General features: G+C 40.1%; 24 protein-coding genes and 1 pseudogene. 13 read left to right on the forward strand and 12 right to left on the reverse strand.

Annotated features, from left to right (window positions below):
- Positions 1–303: 303 nt before the first annotated feature.
- A pseudogene (locus tag V7L07_RS26315) lies at positions 304–696 on the forward strand (transposase); the annotation flags it as partial.
- A 340-nt stretch (positions 697–1,036) separates the two neighbouring features.
- Complete coding sequence (locus V7L07_RS26320; RefSeq protein ID WP_335061811.1) at positions 1,037–1,603, forward strand: type IV pilin-like G/H family protein; 567 nt, start codon at positions 1,037–1,039, stop codon at positions 1,601–1,603.
- A gap of 260 nt (positions 1,604–1,863) precedes the next feature.
- Here V7L07_RS26320 and V7L07_RS26325 read toward each other — a convergent pair whose 3' ends face one another.
- The 3 genes from V7L07_RS26325 to V7L07_RS26335 all read right to left on the reverse strand — a co-directional run bounded on the left by V7L07_RS26325 (position 1,864) and on the right by V7L07_RS26335 (position 3,914).
- Positions 1,864–2,895, reverse strand: coding sequence for a WD40 repeat domain-containing protein (locus V7L07_RS26325; RefSeq protein ID WP_335061813.1), 1,032 nt, complete (start codon positions 2,893–2,895; stop codon positions 1,864–1,866).
- Between the two features lie 47 nt (positions 2,896–2,942).
- On the reverse strand, positions 2,943–3,125 hold the full coding sequence (locus V7L07_RS26330; protein ID WP_335061815.1) for a hypothetical protein: 183 nt from the start codon (positions 3,123–3,125) through the stop codon (positions 2,943–2,945).
- Between the two features lie 180 nt (positions 3,126–3,305).
- Entirely contained in the window at positions 3,306–3,914 is a 609-nt protein-coding gene (locus V7L07_RS26335) for a hypothetical protein (RefSeq protein WP_335061816.1), read from the reverse strand.
- 123 nt (positions 3,915–4,037) lie between these two features.
- On the opposite strand from V7L07_RS26335, the gene V7L07_RS26340 reads away from it, so the two are divergent.
- The 4 genes from V7L07_RS26340 (at position 4,038) to V7L07_RS26355 (ending at position 5,949) form a co-directional block, all read left to right on the forward strand.
- Complete coding sequence (locus tag V7L07_RS26340) at positions 4,038–4,199, forward strand: hypothetical protein (protein WP_335061818.1); 162 nt, start codon at positions 4,038–4,040, stop codon at positions 4,197–4,199.
- 54 nt (positions 4,200–4,253) lie between these two features.
- Positions 4,254–4,772, forward strand: coding sequence for a HEAT repeat domain-containing protein (locus V7L07_RS26345; protein ID WP_335061819.1), 519 nt, complete (start codon positions 4,254–4,256; stop codon positions 4,770–4,772).
- A gap of 268 nt (positions 4,773–5,040) precedes the next feature.
- Positions 5,041–5,256 carry a hypothetical protein gene (locus tag V7L07_RS26350; protein WP_335061821.1) on the forward strand — a complete coding sequence of 72 codons (216 nt, stop codon included), beginning with the start codon at positions 5,041–5,043 and terminating at the stop codon, positions 5,254–5,256.
- Positions 5,257–5,442: 186 nt separating this feature from the next.
- Positions 5,443–5,949, forward strand: coding sequence for a rhodanese-like domain-containing protein (locus V7L07_RS26355; RefSeq protein WP_335061823.1), 507 nt, complete (start codon positions 5,443–5,445; stop codon positions 5,947–5,949).
- Here V7L07_RS26355 and V7L07_RS26360 read toward each other — a convergent pair.
- Together V7L07_RS26360 and V7L07_RS26365 are read right to left on the reverse strand one after the other, a co-directional pair.
- The gene (locus V7L07_RS26360; RefSeq protein WP_335061825.1) at positions 5,925–6,392 is read right to left on the reverse strand and encodes a DUF6985 domain-containing protein; all 468 of its coding nucleotides are present in this window, start codon (positions 6,390–6,392) and stop codon (positions 5,925–5,927) included. The genes V7L07_RS26355 and V7L07_RS26360 overlap by 25 nt on opposite strands.
- 178 nt (positions 6,393–6,570) lie before the next feature.
- Positions 6,571–7,683, reverse strand: coding sequence for a WD40 repeat domain-containing protein (locus V7L07_RS26365; RefSeq protein ID WP_335061827.1), 1,113 nt, complete (start codon positions 7,681–7,683; stop codon positions 6,571–6,573).
- A 265-nt stretch (positions 7,684–7,948) separates the two neighbouring features.
- Between V7L07_RS26365 and V7L07_RS26370 the strand changes: the two genes are divergently transcribed.
- Positions 7,949–8,338, forward strand: a complete 390-nt coding sequence (locus tag V7L07_RS26370) for a hypothetical protein (RefSeq protein ID WP_335061829.1) — start codon at positions 7,949–7,951, stop codon at positions 8,336–8,338.
- A 274-nt stretch (positions 8,339–8,612) separates the two neighbouring features.
- On the opposite strand, the gene V7L07_RS26375 is transcribed toward V7L07_RS26370, so the two are convergent.
- Positions 8,613–9,341, reverse strand: a complete 729-nt coding sequence (locus tag V7L07_RS26375) for a hypothetical protein (protein WP_335061831.1) — start codon at positions 9,339–9,341, stop codon at positions 8,613–8,615.
- Between the two features lie 203 nt (positions 9,342–9,544).
- Between V7L07_RS26375 and V7L07_RS26380 the strand changes: the two genes are divergently transcribed.
- The 4 genes from V7L07_RS26380 to V7L07_RS26395 all read left to right on the forward strand — a co-directional run bounded on the left by V7L07_RS26380 (position 9,545) and on the right by V7L07_RS26395 (position 11,967).
- On the forward strand, positions 9,545–9,916 hold the full coding sequence (locus tag V7L07_RS26380; RefSeq protein ID WP_335061833.1) for a hypothetical protein: 372 nt from the start codon (positions 9,545–9,547) through the stop codon (positions 9,914–9,916).
- A gap of 367 nt (positions 9,917–10,283) precedes the next feature.
- Positions 10,284–10,556, forward strand: coding sequence for a hypothetical protein (locus V7L07_RS26385; protein ID WP_335061834.1), 273 nt, complete (start codon positions 10,284–10,286; stop codon positions 10,554–10,556).
- 47 nt (positions 10,557–10,603) lie between these two features.
- Entirely contained in the window at positions 10,604–10,858 is a 255-nt protein-coding gene (locus tag V7L07_RS26390) for a TIGR03643 family protein (protein ID WP_190882232.1), read from the forward strand.
- Positions 10,859–11,355: 497 nt separating this feature from the next.
- Positions 11,356–11,967: a hypothetical protein gene (locus V7L07_RS26395; protein WP_335061835.1), complete on the forward strand. Its 612-nt coding sequence runs from the start codon at positions 11,356–11,358 to the stop codon at positions 11,965–11,967.
- 55 nt (positions 11,968–12,022) lie between these two features.
- Here the strand turns inward: V7L07_RS26395 and V7L07_RS26400 are convergent, their stop codons facing one another.
- The 6 genes from V7L07_RS26400 to V7L07_RS26425 form a co-directional block, all read right to left on the reverse strand.
- On the reverse strand, positions 12,023–12,238 hold the full coding sequence (locus V7L07_RS26400; RefSeq protein WP_335061836.1) for a hypothetical protein: 216 nt from the start codon (positions 12,236–12,238) through the stop codon (positions 12,023–12,025).
- Positions 12,239–12,712, reverse strand: a complete 474-nt coding sequence (locus tag V7L07_RS26405) for a hypothetical protein (RefSeq protein WP_335061838.1) — start codon at positions 12,710–12,712, stop codon at positions 12,239–12,241. It lies immediately after the preceding gene.
- On the reverse strand, positions 12,709–13,719 hold the full coding sequence (locus V7L07_RS26410; RefSeq protein ID WP_335061840.1) for a WD40 repeat domain-containing protein: 1,011 nt from the start codon (positions 13,717–13,719) through the stop codon (positions 12,709–12,711). Before V7L07_RS26410 ends, V7L07_RS26405 begins: the two co-directional genes overlap by 4 nt.
- 2 nt (positions 13,720–13,721) lie before the next feature.
- Positions 13,722–13,994 carry a hypothetical protein gene (locus tag V7L07_RS26415; RefSeq protein WP_335061842.1) on the reverse strand — a complete coding sequence of 91 codons (273 nt, stop codon included), beginning with the start codon at positions 13,992–13,994 and terminating at the stop codon, positions 13,722–13,724.
- Positions 13,981–14,409, reverse strand: a complete 429-nt coding sequence (locus tag V7L07_RS26420) for a hypothetical protein (protein ID WP_335061844.1) — start codon at positions 14,407–14,409, stop codon at positions 13,981–13,983. Before V7L07_RS26420 ends, V7L07_RS26415 begins: the two co-directional genes overlap by 14 nt.
- A gap of 124 nt (positions 14,410–14,533) precedes the next feature.
- Positions 14,534–15,073, reverse strand: a complete 540-nt coding sequence (locus tag V7L07_RS26425; protein ID WP_335061846.1) for a hypothetical protein — start codon at positions 15,071–15,073, stop codon at positions 14,534–14,536.
- Between the two features lie 1,112 nt (positions 15,074–16,185).
- Here V7L07_RS26425 and V7L07_RS26430 point away from each other — a divergent pair.
- Complete coding sequence (locus V7L07_RS26430) at positions 16,186–16,371, forward strand: hypothetical protein (protein ID WP_335061848.1); 186 nt, start codon at positions 16,186–16,188, stop codon at positions 16,369–16,371.
- 369 nt (positions 16,372–16,740) lie between these two features.
- A complete protein-coding gene (locus V7L07_RS26435; RefSeq protein WP_335061850.1) occupies positions 16,741–17,181 on the forward strand; it encodes a hypothetical protein in 441 nt (146 codons plus the stop codon).
- The last annotated feature ends 229 nt before the right edge of the window (positions 17,182–17,410 follow it).

The following is a 17,410-nucleotide window of genomic DNA, read 5'->3' on the forward strand; positions in this document are numbered from 1 at the left end:
TTGTGTGAATTATTTGCAGACAAGACTGGCAATTGGGTAGGTCAAAGTGCAATGTGTCGTGCGTTACAGAAATTAGGATTAAATCGTAAAAAAAAACAAAGCGGAGTACCCAAGCGGGGACAGAAAGAGTCCTGAATTTAAGATTAGATTATTGGGAAAAGGTCAAACATATAGAGCCAGAAAATTTAGTATTTTTGGATGAAGCTGGTGTCCTACTTGGTTTAACAAGGACTCATGCCCGTTCAGAAATGGGAACAAGAGCTTACTCTCTTAACCCCTTCTTAATTAGGCTCAAAAGTTACAGTAATTGGAGCAATTAGTATTAAAAAAGTAGTTGCATTAATGACAATGAATGCTTCAATGGATGGCATTGCATTTGAATTATTTATTGAGAAGTTTTTAGTGCCAATTTTATGGTCAGGAGCAGTGGTAGTAATGGATAATTTATCCGCACATAAACTAGATTCAATTGTGCCAATGATTGAAGCTGTAGGTGCGAAAGTTATTTGTTTATCCTCATACTCCCCCGATTTTAATCCAATTGAATTATGGTGGTCACAACTTAAATCTTTTTTACGCAATTTTGCTCCAACTACAACAGAAATGGTTAATAAACTAATCTCAGTTGCACTCGACTTAATAAATCCTCAACATTTAAGAAACTGGTTTACTAGTTGCTGCTACTGTACCTCATAACAGCCGTAAGTGCTGTATTACCTGGGTTCATGCGCCAATTTCAAGAAAAGATTTCGACACACCTGGAAGGAACAGGTACAGCTTATTACTTAAAAATTATTTTCCGGCGTTGACGCAACAAGAAAATTCTGGCTGCGGTGATTGAAATTCTTGGATAAAACTTTGAGCCACTCTTAGAGGGTGGCTTATTTTTTCAACATATTGCGGTAGTCCCCACTTTATCTGCGGTCAGTAAGTTGTTAGAAAAGCCTGTACTATGGGAAAACTTGAACTAAGAGGTTGTGTTAAAGACTTCAGAGTGTTCGTCAACAAAACAAATTATCTCAGACAGAAAATAGTCATGAATATTTTCTTAAAACTTGATAAAAAAACACAATTCAAGGCTCTATTTTTGCTAGTATTTATTCCTTCTGTCTGGATTATATTGCCACCAATTTTATATAATTTATTTCCTTTAAGTTTTAGTAATGAAAGTTGGGATACATCATCAGTAGGACTGGCTTCAATTGGCATGATGACTCGTGGTCAGCAGAGATACTTTTTAGAGCATAATGGCATTTTTAGTAAGTCGATTCATGAAATAGACATTGCTCTTAAAGAACAAATATCAAACTCGTCAAAAAACTATAACTATTCTATAAAAATAACCCCAAACTCTGTATTCAATTATGCAAATCCCCGACGAAAATACGTAAAAAAGGAATGGTTCGTAAAAATACCAGTAATAGGTTATGTTAGTGGTGTATTTATTATACTTAATACTAAAAATTCTAAAAATAAACTAACAACTTTCGCAATTATATGTCAAAACAAATTACCAGGCACTATCCACTTAAGCGATCCGATTTATCAAAATGGTATTCTTACTTGTGGTTCGGGAACTATAAAATTGCAGAAACCCAAATAACTTGCCACTAGAATTTCTCAAAAATATCAGCAGAATCGGGCTAGCATTTAATAATGATAATCGGAGGACTGAAGTAGATAAAATCTCCAGTTCACTGATGGATTTTCAAGGACAAAATCCACGATTATATCAATTCGTATGCGAACACAAACGAGATTTTAGTTTGGCAGATAGAGTACTCTCACTTGCCCAAAGTTGGAAGTTTTAAAACCAGACGAATAGCTCAAGTGCAAGACTCTAATAACTTTCCAAACATTCTTTTACGGGTGGTTTGGTGCAGGAATTTTCCACTCTGTAATTCCGTCCTGTGTTGCACTAAACAAAGTCTTGCCATCCCTACTAAATACCATTGCCCCCGACCAGTTGCTAACATCGGGCAGAGTTGCTTCCATATTTCCTGTTACCAGATTCCAAACCCGATATGGTTTATATCCTCCACCAGTAATTAAAGATTGCCCATCAGGACTAAAGGCGATGGTGATCTGCGGAAAATAGAAGCCCCCAAAATCCTGCAACAATTTTTCTGTTGTCAGGTTCCACACTTTTACCTGCTTGGCACTACCACTAGCGAGCAACTGACCGTCACGACTAATGGCTAAAGCAGATACTGCACCATAATGTCCAGTCAAAGTGGTGCGCTTTCGTCCAGTTCCCAGATCCCATACAGTGATGCGATTGGAGTAATCGCCACTAACCAAAGTCTTGCCATCTGGAGTCAACGCCAAAGTTATTACAGCATTCGGTGTTTGTGCCAATGTGCTTGTTAATTGTCCAGTCGCCAAATTCCATATCTTAATGGTATTGTCGGAACTGGCACTCACAATTGTTTGCTGATTGGGTGTGATTACCAGTGCATTTACAACTTCAGAATGCCCTTTGAGCGTAAATTTGAGTTTTCCCGTCGCTAAATTCCACACCTTAATGGTCTTGTCTAAACTCCCACTTACCAAAGTCTGACCATCAGCAGAAAGCGCAAGGTCATAAATATCATTCGCGTGTCCTTTGAGAGTTAATTGCGGCTGCTGACTTGGCAGATGCCAGACGCTAAAGCTTTTGCCACCGCCGCCCACTAAGGTGTGACCATCAGAAGAAAGAGCGATCGCTTCTGCTACTCCACTTAACTTCCGTACTACTGTCAAATCGCAATACTGGGAATGAGGCTGCGACAACTTGCAGATATTCGTTGCTCGGTAACTGCTCCACAAATATGCTCCGACTTGTATCAAAAAAATTATAATCGCTACACCACGCAGCAACCATATCTGTTTTTTGCTCAACCAGTTGTCTAACATTAGCTCTGTTCTCTTTTCGGTAGGTAGTTGAATTGATCGCAAACAGGTTATGGGGTATAGGGTGTGGGATGTAGCGAAAGACTCTTCAAGTCACAAGCTGCATTAGTTGCTGCTGTATCTTCCCCACCGGAGCTGTGCGATTTTGTCAGATCCGCTAAACAACGTGCGATCGCTTCCAAAATTTTCTCGCACAGTCCGATCAGTACCAACGCTAATAATCTTACTTTCATAATGCTTTTTCTCTATCTGACATCACCTATTACCAGGGTTTTGATGCTTCTGAGTTTGAGCGTAGAAACAAGTAAACTTAATTTATGCAAAATATTTAATCTGATTTTGACTAGGGAGAGTTGACGTTTCAAAGGAAGTAACAGAGCATTCAGGCTGATTCAGGATTTTTCTAGAACCAATTACTGCTCAAGAGAAATATTGTCCGAGTAGATATGCCATCTACGTTGCTTTGGAGTTGAGCCAGGAACGTTATTGACTCGTCGCAGCTTATAGCTACCACGAAAACGCTGTGGAGTTCCATTGCTAGTAACAGCCGTAACAGTAACGGGAATTTCAATATATAGCGAACCTGCTGCCCCTTCTAAAGAACCCGGTTTTCCGACTTCTTCAACAATGGATACGATGTTAGCAAAACCCTGCTGAAATTCCTCAAATGATTGCTTACTGGCACTACCATCTCCATCCCAAGCCAAGTAAGCTTGTTTATAGTCAAGCCGTGCGATCGCATCGTAATAATCATGAATCAGTTGGACTGCTTGTTGTTCTTGGGACTGGTTTTTTACAGGATTTTGTGTGGTAGAGGTGGGTGAAGAAGATGGATTAGAGGTGTCCGAAAGATTTGCCAGCGTTGGGCGATTGGCAGATGCTAATTGTGATATAGCAGAGTTATTGCAAGCTGTAATAGACATCGCAAGCAATAAAACTCCAATGACTGTATAACGTTGTTTTAACCAGATACAAAAATAAAGGTTGATATTCAACAAAGCTATCTCCTGTGGAATCTGCACTCTTCACTGATAAATTCAGCATACTTGAATTTATTGGTTACAGCCATTGACAAATTAAGATGAATAGTAATACTTTCAGCCAATAAGCCCCTAGTGTGGGCGACGCTATTTTTACCCCAATCTATGAATCTTCAAGAAGTCAAAAATCAATTTCCAGAAGCAGTAGGTGAGATCGAGACACTTGAAAAACTAGGGTTCGCTTCCCGTAGTAGTGGTAATTGGATTGATACCCTTGACGAAAGAGAAAGCACAGACAGCTTGTTGGTTAGTCGGAAGAGTCGGTGATGAGCGAGACGTTGATACCCTTATTCGTACTTTGTCTGGTCAACGTCGTGAATTATGGATCTTGCAGCAACTTCCCTCAGTCTCATCGCTACTGAGAAGCACCTAAAATCTTTGTTGTCTATTCTGTCCACTAGTTCTGATCCCATACAGCGAAATAGTGTGGTGTATGCAATCTCTTTTCTGTCGAATTACCAAGGAAATCATGAAGTGATTAGTACGCTGACCGAAGTAGCAGCAAACATTGCTGAGGCTCCTTTTGTTAGAGCGCAAGCATTAGAAGGAATTGGCAATAAGCTCTCTGATGAATTACCAGAAAATTTATATCAGCCAGCAGTGAGTGTAATTATCCAAGGGTTGGATGATACTGAACCTGAAGTTAGATTTTGGTCATGTTTTGCTGTCGGTGCTTTAGAAATCAAGGAGACTTTGCCCAAGCTGCAACTATTGGCGCAGACTGATAAAACAATCATAGCCGGGTGGTGGTCTGTAGGTGAAGAAGCTGAAGATTCAGTTACTCTTATGACTGGAGGAGAACCACCACTGCGTAAACCATACAATTTACCTACCAATTAAATCTATTTTCTAGAACTCTGGTGGTCTGTCTGTTTTGTATTTGCTGTTGACAAATGGCGTGTTAGAAACGGATGGTGCGTGATATTTTTACCCAACGGACAACAGAAAGTCTTTTACGGTGATGATTGTTGGAAATAAAATTATCAGTCAGCTGGGAAAAATTGGTAATTCAATCTCAAGCGATCGCGATGCCTACGGCGGGCTACGCCTACGCACTTTGGCCCAATAGCTGCTGAAGATTGCACTCAGAATTTATCGGGAGAAGCTCATGAACAACCAACCGAATCACAAAAACTTTAGCCCACAAGAAACGCCATGTCCTATCTGCGGTTCACAAAATTTTGTTTGGGGTCGTACCGTTGGAGAATCAGTAAGCCAGTGGGTATATTTCCGTGCTGATGGGGCTGGATGGGGAGGAGGCGAAAAGCTGCGAGCGCGTAAGTGTAGAGATTGTAACAATGTTCAACTGTTTTCGTATGAGTAACCACCAGTGAGTAAATTGTGGGCTTCCACGTCCGTCATGAGAACCTAGAAGTGATAAAACTGTGTAAAACAGAGATAGAGAAGTGGTTAAATGACATCGGGTTGGAACTAAAACTGAGTAAAACAAGATTAGCTCATACCCTGAACATACCTGTACTCATGAAGTCTAGGTACGTCACAACTATCTATGAAAAACGAAAGCATACTTTTACAAATGCAATCACTTACGTTTAAGTTTCTTAAACTTCTGATTAAATTGAAGTTTCCTAATGTTGAGGAAATTACAAGCAAGGAATTAGCTCAATTGCTATTAGATTCTGGAAAGCCATGGCCATTAGTGCTAGATGCACGAAGTCAGACAGAATATGCGGTGAGCCATATCGAAACAGCAACACAGATAGATCCTCTTATACCTGACTTAGCAGTACTTTCTACAGTGCCAAAAAACAACCCAATTGTCGTGTACTGTTCCGTTGGCTACCGTAGCGCCAAATTAGCCCAGCAGCTTAATGAAACTGGGATGAAGTGCATTTATAACTTGAGCGGTGGGATTTTTCAGTGGGCAAATGAAGGAAGGCTCATTTTTAGACACAATAAACCTACACAGTTTGTACATCCTTACAATGCAATCTGGGGATCACCACGGTTTTATACCAAGCTATATAGTTTTTACCGTCCTGTTTCGCCTATCTGATCTGCATCGTCTGCTACTCCATTGCGAAAGCGTACTTCTAAGCCGTGTTCTGGGTCCCAGTCACACTCAGCTATCAACTTAAAGGTAGCAATATCTAGCTCATACTCCACATAGATATATGAGAAAGTGACCTGATCCCAGACCTGAATCGGATTAGCCAACAGTGGCATTGATTCATCTCCAATCATGTCACGATATACATCATAATTTTGCAGCACCAGAGGAGCAGTGATGCGTAATACATCGGGTGGCAAGGCTAGAGCTTGCCGAATAGCTTCACGCTGAAGCAATGAAAGTTCCCCAATCTGCCCCTGTTCAAAATCCACACAAATCGGTACACGGCGATCGCCCAAAACAGCACATTGTGCTAAAGTCCAATAGTTATCTTCCAATATAATCTGTCCAAACTCAGCATCGTAATAACTTCTTGGGGATTCCATCATCTTCAGATACTACCTTTATTCTGGGCTTCCCTACCAACTCTAAAAACTGGTGAAAATTTTACTTTGAAATTAGTCGTACTTTTTGAGCGAGAATATCGATAGTTAAAGTTAAGTTCTGTATCCCTAACCAGCTTCTCCTTTTAGGAGTTCCCATTCACCCAAAATAGCGCAAATGCAGTTATTTAATTTGCCAAATATGTATAATGCTATCCTCATTGCTACTAGCAAGGGTTTTACCATCCCGGCTCAGAGCAAGCCCTAAAACCGAACTCGAACCATCCCTCCATGTGTGCAACAGTTTTCCTTGCTCTAAGCTCCACAGTTTAATAGTGCCATCATAATTGCCGCAAATCAGAATTTTTCCATCGGGACTGATGGCAAGCGATTCAACTGAACTAAAATTATCAGTAAACTCATGCAGCAGTTTTCCACTTTGAAGATTCCATAACTTTAGGGTACTAATCGCACGATTTCGAGAAACTAGCTGACCAAAACTACCACTAACAAGCTTTTTGCTATCTGGAGTAATGGCAATAGCATCAACTCCAGTTTTGTGTCCTTTGAGAATATGGCGTGTTTTTTTGGTTTGTAAATCAATCAGCCTAATTGTATTATCATCGCCACCACCAGCACTTACAAAGGTTTGCATATCAGGGCTAAATGCAACTTTACTCACAAATCCTGAGTGTGCAGTAATGGTATCAAGCAGCTTAAGCGTGTGTAAATCCCAAAGCTTGATTGTGCCATCGTCACTGCCACTAGCAATCAATCTACCATCTGAGCTAATCGCAACGGTTTCTACTGGTTGGGTATGCCCACTGTCGCCCTTTAGCATAAGGAAAGTGCGTAAATCCCAAACCTTCATTGTTGGGGTGCTTATCCCACCAGTTACAATTCGCTTGCCATCTGGACTAATAGCTATTGAAGTAATACCATCTGAGTGAGCGTCTAAACTATGCAGTAATTTCCCAGTACGTAAATTCCAGAATTTAATTGTATCATCTCTACCTGCACTAATCAGGGTTTCCCCATCTGAGCTAATCGCAACGGCTCGAACACCAAAAGTCACTTTTTTATGCCCAGTCAGTGTGTGAACAAGTTGAATCTGTGGTTGGGACTGAGTAATTATACTCTTGCCTATGGGAAGATTTGAAGTAGAAGAATGTACATCAAAAACAGATGTGGCACTGGCACATGTTACCCAGGAACGAGTAGTTAAATCAAACCCGATAACAATTCCACTGGTAATCAAACCTTGTAAAACTGAGCGACGTGAAGTGTTTTGTCCCATAATTTTTACTTGGTAGTGTAATCGTTGCTTTTTTAAGTAAACACAGTGGTAGTTTTAGCGTTTGCTTAACTAAACAAACTTGAATTGATATTCAGTGAAAGAGCCATAAATTAAAAAATATACAATCATTCCATGAAAAATACGGTTAAATACTGTTAAGGCTTAACTTGAGTCAAAATCGCCCTTAAAAAATACAAGCGAGTAAAGCTACACCTATGAAGCGATCGCACTTTCTGTCCCAAGCTAGGCGATTGCACCTCATCAAATGGGAACCCTGGTAATAGTTGCGTTTCCCTACCTCATGAAAATCCTCGACTTCCTCAAACCCAAACCAGCACAACCAAACATTGACAGCTACGGACAACAAAGCTGCGGCGTAGAGCAACAGCAGATTCAATCAGTTATGGAATGGCTGTTTGCTAGTTTAATGGCGGCTGGGTATGAAGGAAAGTCACACCTAGTTTGGTACGACAGCAATAACCCCGACACCACCCTGGAGCAAACAGTTAAGAAAGTGATGAAGCGGGACGAGTCAATCTTTTTGTATCGCTGTGTTAGTAGGGTGCAGTCGCCGCCTACTGGGTATTACTGGCGGATAATGGACGAATACCCATCAATGCGGATTTATCAGTTAGAGGTTAGGGATGGGGAGTGATGGGGTTTTCAGTTCTGGCCCAAGTGGGAGCAATAGCGATGCCTGCGGCGGTAAACTACGCACCGAAGCGTGTGAAATGCGGGCTACGCCCATACATAAAAAATTCTTAGAGGAAAAATAAACGAGGTAGAGGGGCGATGCCATCGGCTCATGGCGGGTACGCCATTGCACAGACTATCAACTCAGTTAAAACTACAAATAAAGTGGTAATTATGAGCGTTTTGGACAAACATTTAGATTTTCTACAGAATGACGCTCTAATACATGATGATAGTCAATCAAAGTTAGCATCAAATACTAATGAACCGTCAGTTGATAGTACGATGTAGCGATAGTTACGTGGAGCCGAACGCCAAAATTGCCCCAATTGCTTGATGTTGTAGCCATTGGGTACATTAATTTCAAAATAACCGTGTTCTGGAACCCAGCCAATCCACATACCATTGTTCGCTTGAGTGTAGCCCATTCTATTCCAGAACAAATTGCGGATTGATCGCTCTTGCGCCTCGCTAATGGGTACACGCACCTGTCGCCAAGATGGACGACCAGCATTCCGCAGAGCTTCACGAGGCAAGTTGGATGGTAGCCATCGCCCAACACTGTTGTAATACCAGCTATAGCGTGCCCTCTCTGTTAACATATCAAACCGCGTACAAGCGTCATACACTGCCGAAAGCAAGCGGCCATCACTGGCATAAACGCTATGTAAGTAATTGCCGAGTTGTAGCAAGTTGAGGGCTTCCTGTTTGTGTGAACCACGCAGCTGATCGAAACTTGCAGCTAGGGTAATGCGATCGCCAATTAACCGTTCATACACTTTTGTTGTGCCCCAAGGGTAAGTTTCTTGGCGCTGTAATTCATCCCAACGTTGCTGCACTTGCGGTTGCACTTCCTCAAGCGGCTGAACAGAACCAGGACAGTTGGCTTGCGCCTCTGGTATAGCAACTAAAAAGTTTAGTGTAGAGGCTATTGGTAATATCCAAAGGAATTTTCTGTATAACATATTACTTAATGTGTCAGGTTTTAACTAGAGATTTCCAAAATTAATACTTTTATCTACAAGCCCAATTAGAGATTTACAAAAAATAGGGGAGAAGTAGGGGAAGTGCGATGGCGTACCCGTCCTTTCCGGTGGCATCGCTCTTCTAATTCTTAGAGGAAAAATTGGGAGTGCGATCACTTGTGACAAAGCAGTAGACTGGTACTATGCCGAAATTACCAGAGTGCGTAGGCGTAGCCCGCCTTCGGCATCGCTGTCTCCTTAATCCCCACAATCTCCACATAGTCTGTGCCGTTCACCCAGCAGGGACACAGGGGGATAGCTGCTTGGACTTTCGAGAAAACCCCGACATTGAGCCAGAGGAACTATGGCAACCGGAGGGGGCCAGTTATTACAATGATGAATTAATACTGCAACCACAGCAGCGCTTGACTCAACAGCAACAACTAGAACTGCTAGATACCCATCCTATGTTTACTGGGAAGTGCCCCCAGTGTCAGCATGAGTTTGACCGTGACTGGTCGGCGCGGGTGCATTGGGATTGCTCGGAATGTGGTTGGATGGATGATACGGTGTAGTTGTTGATGAGTTTTAGGGGGTAATCAAAGGCTATGGCCCTCTGGTTATGAGTGAAACTAATGCTGAATATCAAGACAGCGATCGCACAATTAAGAGACATAATCTCACACTAATAAGAATTTAACCTACGTAAGCAGCACAGTTAGTTATTATCCTGTTGTGTTTTTAGCTCGGAATGCAAACGGACTACTGGACTTACGAGGTTAAATTAGACCTAGTGTTATTTAATTTTTGGCGCAAAGTTTATCGTAATGGGTGGTTGACAGGAGTAGTAATAGTTTTACTAATTACCTTCAATTTGAGCAGCAGTGGAATTCCCTCAAACAATCTAATATTTCTGCTGAAAACAAAAATTTGTACTTATTTATGTGGGCAGCAAAATGGCCAGATGAAGCTCGAAATAACCAAGCATTTAATTACCCAACTTGGCACTATATCAATTTTCCTTATCAACCTGGTAGTTCTTCAAACTCTATTCCTCGTGAAATTCCAGGTGAAGAAAATATTATATTTAATTTTCAAAAAAATCTTGATATTATCCGAAGTAAAGGTATTTTAGCAGGGGGAGCATGGGGAGAGATTTTATTAGTTGCTAAATCATCCCGCTTTCGGGAGCAACGCCGTAATTCTTTAAGATAAAAAGTAAAATAGATGTAGCTCGAATTGACCAATTATAAGCTCTCGGCATGAAGTTACCAAACCTTGATCTCGAAACTATTGATCGCATCATTGAAATGGCATGGGAAGATAGAACACCAATGGATGTTATTGAAACTCAGTTTGGGCTACAAGAGAAACAGGTAATTGCCTTAATGCGGCAGCAAATGAAAGAATCCAGTTTTCGGATGTGGCGAGAGCGAGTTACCAAACGCAAGACAAAACATTTATTTAAGCGAGAGTTTATTGCAGGTAGGTTTAAGTCACAAAATCAAAAATCATGAACATGAATGTGTGACAGGTGCAATCACTTGGGGTTTCCTCTCTACGAGACGCGCTACTCGCGTTGGCTTGTAAAAGTTGAAGTGACAGCGCTATGTTCAAAGGTTCTGGCAATTTGGCATCACAACTCTGTGAATTGCTGTTTAAATGAGATATAAACAGAACAGTCACAAATTGCCTAAGTTGACCCAACGCTGTAGAAGAACAAGAGCAGCCAACTCACAGCACTCGGTCGGGAGCAACTCTTGGAGACGCTGCGCGTAGCAAGATCCCCGCAGAGGTACGCCACAACTGGTTAGTAATGTACTAGAAAACACATAGCAATAGATAAGCCTATCTATCCGTGCGATCGCTCATCATTCTTAGAGGATGCATAGCGATTGCACCTGAAAATGGTTTGTGTTTTTGCGCTAGCTTTCGGGTTTATACAAACTAAGTAACTCAAAGCTAAATATATACATACTAGAGTAGTAGATTAGTTAACTCCTGTAGTAAGGCAATGTCAAACCTATACAGTAATAAAAAAAAGATTCGAGGTTGGAAAAAACAGGTTAGAAAAATTAACTATTGGAAGAATTACAATCTCACCCTAGATACAGCAAAATTGCACAAGTCTCAACGAGATTATGTCAAGGTCACTATTGACCCCTGGTATCGCTTAGTAAGAAGGAACCCTCCCATTTGGTACAACCGATTAATACTAGAGGCTTTAATAGAGATTTATTTAAATTGGCATAAAACACTTCAGGAGTGGGGAGAGCCTTTTTACTTGAAGATATGGTTGTTTGACCATCATTTTATCAACTCTCAAGTTGTAGTAGCGACTGGAGATTGGATTGTTGGATATAACAATACTTTTATAAAGAGCAATGAAGCTAGAACGTTTACATTTGAAAAATATAAAATTCACAACTTCAGTCTCGAAAATTTTCAGTGGGAACTCCACGTTGAAGAGAATTATTTTTCTGAAAAGATTGACAAAATAAGTGAAGCAGAAATTAACAAAATCAAACAAAAAGCTTACAGGTCAGGTTTTCTCCAGAATGGTAATAGGTACTTTGCTATTAAAACAGGAGATGTTTGGATTGGAACGTTACACACGCTATATTAGAGCAACTATCAAAACCGTTTATGGTAGACCCTCTGCGCCATCGCTTGACTACCCATTAAATTACTTTACCTAATACTGTCTCAACACGGGTGGTAAATTCGGATGAGCGTAGGCGTAGCCCACCGCAGGTATCGCCTTCTTTAGTTTCAATCGAGGAAACCCTAAACGAGGTAGAGTGATCGCCTGCCTGCGGTTTCCTCGCTTGAATTGGTGCGATCGCCTGCTTTAAGGGGCTGATAGTTATGCCATCACTTGGGACAAGGCACTTCAACTATAATTCTCCTTGAATAATTTGGGACAATTCACTCCGGCTGCGATTTGCTTCTGACCAAAAAGCTACCCAAAAAATAATTAGCATCAGCATAGGCATCCCTACAAATATTGCAGCCATTTGATGAGGCATAGTACCTGTCAATGTTATAGGAATGACTGCACCATACCAGAATAAAAACCAGAATCCTAAAAATGCCATCACAAAAGGATGTATGCTCATTTGTACATGAATCAAAGTTTGGTGAGATTGTACTTCAAAGCGTCCTTGAATCACTGGTAAAAGTGAGTTGCGGTAGTGAATTATACGACTGATTTGGAAACCTGATTCAGAAATAGTTCCTTGATAAGGGGCGTGTTTTCTAGAGAATCTAAATGCTTTTGTCGGTTCAACTTTTGCATTCAGCCGTTGCAAAACTACAGGCAGTGAATCAGATGTCAAAATTATAAAGGTATCGTTGGGTAGTATTTTCATAGTGCTTTTCCTCGCTTGATGGGGAAGGGGCGATCGCTTGGGGTTTCCTCCGATGAATAGTTGTCGATACTAATCAAATACTTGCCTTCAGGACTAATTTTAATAGATGAAACATTTTTACTACTGGTGATATCAATCTCTTCATTTAGAGTATTTAATAGTTCCCCAGTATAAAGATTCCAGAGTTTTATACTATTTTGGGTTTCATAATATTCTTCACCATTTTCATCGTGGTGACAATTTAGAAATTTGCTTCCAGATGCTGCTATAAATATGCCATTACGACTAATAATAATATTTTCTAATGTATAAAAATCTTCTAAAGGTAATTTATGCAATACATGACCATTAGAAAGATTAATAACCTCTATTGAATCATTATTGTAAATTACAACTATTTGCTTTTCTTGATTGACATCAAAACAAGTCGAACCCGGAATGATATATTTTAATTGTCTATTAATAATATTCCAAGTTTTTATCTCTTCGCTATTGATACTTACAAAGCTTTGATTATCAGACAGTATACTAATATGATAATTTTGACCTAACGTATAAGAATATAAAGCTAACTTAGATAACCAATGACTACGATTGTTATATTGGTCAAAATCATAGCTACAGTCAAGAGGATAAATCAATTGTCTTTTTGATATATTCCAAATTTCTGCTTTACCCCATTGGTTAATAGTAGCTAATAGTTGACAATCATCACTAATTGAAATTGAGTTATTATCACCCCATATTGTGTAAGTTTTTTCTTCATAAATAATTTCTTTTGAATGTCCAATTAAGGTGTGAATACATTTCCAACTTTTTCTTTGGAGTTGAATATTTTCTTGTGTTGTTAATTGTGGTGTTTGATTGACAGATTCTTTTATTTCGTTTTGAGTGATAGAATTGGCCAACTCTAATCCTCTTCTAATTACAGATGAAGAATATTTAATTAATTTAGAATTATCCGACAAAGTGATTTTTTCTTTTTTATCATTATTACTTATTGCCATAGTTACAATTTCTCTCTTAATTCATCTAACTTTTTTTTAGCAGCGCTAATTTGTAGGTCAATATTTCGTTTCATCTCTTCGATCAAATCTCGTCCTAAGTTTTCAGCATTTATAATTTGAGTTTTTAATTGGTATAACTCAGTCTGCTGTACACTTGTAATTTCTTTTTCAATTATCCCAATACGAATACGGATTTGGGAAATTTTACGAATAGTACGAATTAACTCAGATGCAACACCTTCCCCTTTTACTGTCTCTGCACTACTTTCCCACAAATACAAGATGTTTCGCAGCCGTTCGTTCTTCATCCCCCTCTTCATAGGCTTTATTTGCTTCAGCCATCAGTTTTTGTCTATGCAATTTTTCTGTTTCATCTGTTGATAAATCTGGGTGGATGCACTTAGCAACTTTTCGATAAAGCTGCTTAAGATTATCAGATGGTTGAAAGTTTTTTGAAGATTCTAGATACGCCATGTATTCAATAATTTGAGCTTCTATTCGATCCAACTCGGCATACCTAACACCAATTATTTGTTGATATTTCCGCTCTAATGTACTTAGTTCAGCATGAAGTGTTGCCAAATCCAATTCATTTTGAGCTAGTTCGCTCTCCAAAGAACTCAGTTCAGCCTGTTTTTTTTGTAATTCCTCTTCTTCAGGAGTTAATCTACGAACTAAATCATCAGCCATTACATTAACCTATCAATCTCAATACAATTGAAAATCAAAAAAACATATAGATAAGCCGGAAGTAGTGAAACCTACTATCAGCCGCTCCATCGCCTTGTCTTAACATTATTTATAAATAAAAGCTTTATGGCTCTGAATCTAAAGGTGCAGATGCTATTACTGGTATATTAGGTGTGTATTCTGGCGAGCCATTAGGATGAAATTTGATAAATTTAGAATAGTTTTTTTGAAACTGTTCTGTATTTTTAACTTCATTTAGCCATTTACGAACTCCTCTAAGGACTGAATCACAAAATAGATGAATATCGATATAAAGAATACCTCTTCCACCTAAATTATCTAAACTGTTATGGATAATAACTTGTCTTTCTGTACTCATCCTTGTATAAATAAAAGCTATTTCCTTAAAACAAGTAGTTCCATGAATAATTGAAGTACCTTGATGAAGTATTTTGTTTCTAAATAAACGGCTTTGTTCTCCTGTTAATGATTTATCATCCACGTATTTATCAAACCATCTATCATAATATTCTGAGTCTGAAGAACCTTTTGGTGAATATGATATCGCTCCTGCAATATCAGGTAATACTAGAGTTGACATAAGAGCTAAATAATAAAGATTAGCATCTAATGCTCTTTCAATTTGTTCAAGCAACTCTTCCATTACTAAAATTACTCCTAGATTACGAAATAGGATAGGGCGGGACTAAATCACAGAAAAAACTCATTTGTGGGTGATGGCTAAAATTTAGCCATAGCAAGGATTTCGAGCTTAACGTACCATTCCTGTTACATTGCTACCAGAACACCTGATCAGGTCATCGTGGGGTACAGCCGGGATACCTTTGAGAACTATTCAGGAAATCTCTGGTCACAGCGAACTGGGGACATTACAGCGTTATCTTCCAGAGATGAAAGTGTTAGATTTTCAATAAGTTGAAGGAGTAGGAATAATTATAACAATAGAGAAAGCTGTTAACTATTCTGATTTCTTAGAGGAAATGAAGGGCGATCGCGTGTCTTGGCCAATGTGCGTAGGCGTTGCCCGCCGTAGGCATATACTGGCTAGTTCACGATATAGATAAAACCTCTGCAACCGTTGCCCTTGGGCAAATTGAAAAAAATCTACTGCAACTCGTAGAACAATTGGTATACTAAAGACGGGTTGCAGCTTTAGTTTTAAAATCGCCAGAAGTATTTATATACAAAGATTTTTGCCTGGGCAAAAGTCTAGCAATCATCCGTTTTTAGTATACGAAGTTAGTAACTCTGCTATCGGGACTTAAACATTTTTCAAAGAGAAACAAGCCTCAAACCTATACAGGGCAAGGGAAATACACCAAAGGCTCAAAAATGCTTGAAACCCAGATATATCAACAAACTAGGCAAATCAAGGTTAAAGTCTCTCTGGATATACATTTGAGGCTTTTTTATGGCTACTTTTTGCCTAAGTCCCACTATAGGCGATCGCTCCTTTCCTCTTTGAAAATGGGAAAGCAATGACACGGAGCAATGGCAAGAAGTTGATGTTATGAAAAAACATTCCAGCGATCGCCCAAAATACAAGCGTTCGCGAATAGCGTCTCGTTGGCGCAGCCTAAGAAGAGAAGAGAGGAAATGTAGCAGACATCGCCCTAGCATCTGTGCCGAATTCTTAGAGGAAACGTAGCAGACAGGCGATGACTAGGTTGGCAAGCTACGTACCCCTACAGCTGCGAATCCCCGCAACTTGAATCATCACGCCCTGTAAAAAGTAGCCTGGATATCTTGCAAATAATGGCAATAGGCGATCGCCCTAGCATCTGTGCCGAATACAAGCGAGGAAATGTTAGTCCAGGGGGCGATGCCTATGGCAGCAAGCTACGCGCACCGTGCGTTTTATCTAACAGTATGGTCAATTTGATAGGTTGTGCCGATGCGGTCAACGAAGAATCAAGAGTTTACGGGTTGGATTCCACGTAATGGCTCAATTGTAGAATGCTGCATGAATCACGAGCCAAAACGATAAGCCAACTATAAAATTTATGGACTTTAGAAGTATTTTATTTGCACTGATATTCAAAAATTTTCCGCAAAAGATTCTAATTGAGGATGTTATGTGGAAAATAAGATATAAGTAAACAGCTGAATTAAGGTAGTTATACGGAAAATTTCCCTATAATACCCGAATATAAATGTTATACAGAAAAATTCCGTATAGTCACTCGCTGAAGGGGTAGTTATATAGAAAGTTTCCGCATAATAAATAGTTAGACCGCAACAGGATGTCTGTAAAGTTTGGCTCGACCACCATTAGATCAACCCTGCTAAAGCACAGAGAGGTACATACCTATGAGCAATGCGATCGAAAATCTCCAATCAGCCCAGCAACGGGCGATCGCTAGTCGGCCCAAGGTTGGGGGCTTTCCCTATCTCGCTGAGACACTTCGCAGCGTGGGCGTAACACGCAATCTTTGGTCACTACCTAGCTGCCAAAGCTTGTATTTAACTGAGAAGGGTCCGGTAGTAATGCAAGGAACACCTCTTATCACTGGCATGGCAGACGTGCCGCCGTTTGACCGTGATGCACTAATCACCGCATTGCGGACTGACCAAGCCGGCGAAAGTACGTTTCCAGAGTTATTGATGGCGGCCTTCCAGGCCGGTGTCGTAAGTTACGACGTGGATCTCATCGCAAGAACCGTAAAAACTGAGTCTGCTGTATCCAGACGCAAGTCGCCAAATCAGCGCAGATACAAGGGTGTGCGATCGCGGCAATATCGGCGTTGCTGAATAAAGGCAAGTCCCAAAATTCACATTGAGTCAAGCTGCTAAAAGAGCGATGCCTCCCCACAGTAGGAAAGCGATCGCTTTTCTAATGTCGATTGATTTCATTTTACTTTACCCGTTAAAGAGCGATCGCCCTTAGAGGTTGTTTGAAAAGTATTTAGTTGTGATTTGGGGCACTTGTTGATCCCCCCTAACCCCCCTTAAGAAGGGGGGAACCGGAGTCAAAGTCCCC

Origin of the sequence: Nostoc sp. (assembly GCF_036916985.1) — a bacterium.
Classification (GTDB): domain Bacteria; phylum Cyanobacteriota; class Cyanobacteriia; order Cyanobacteriales; family Nostocaceae; genus Nostoc.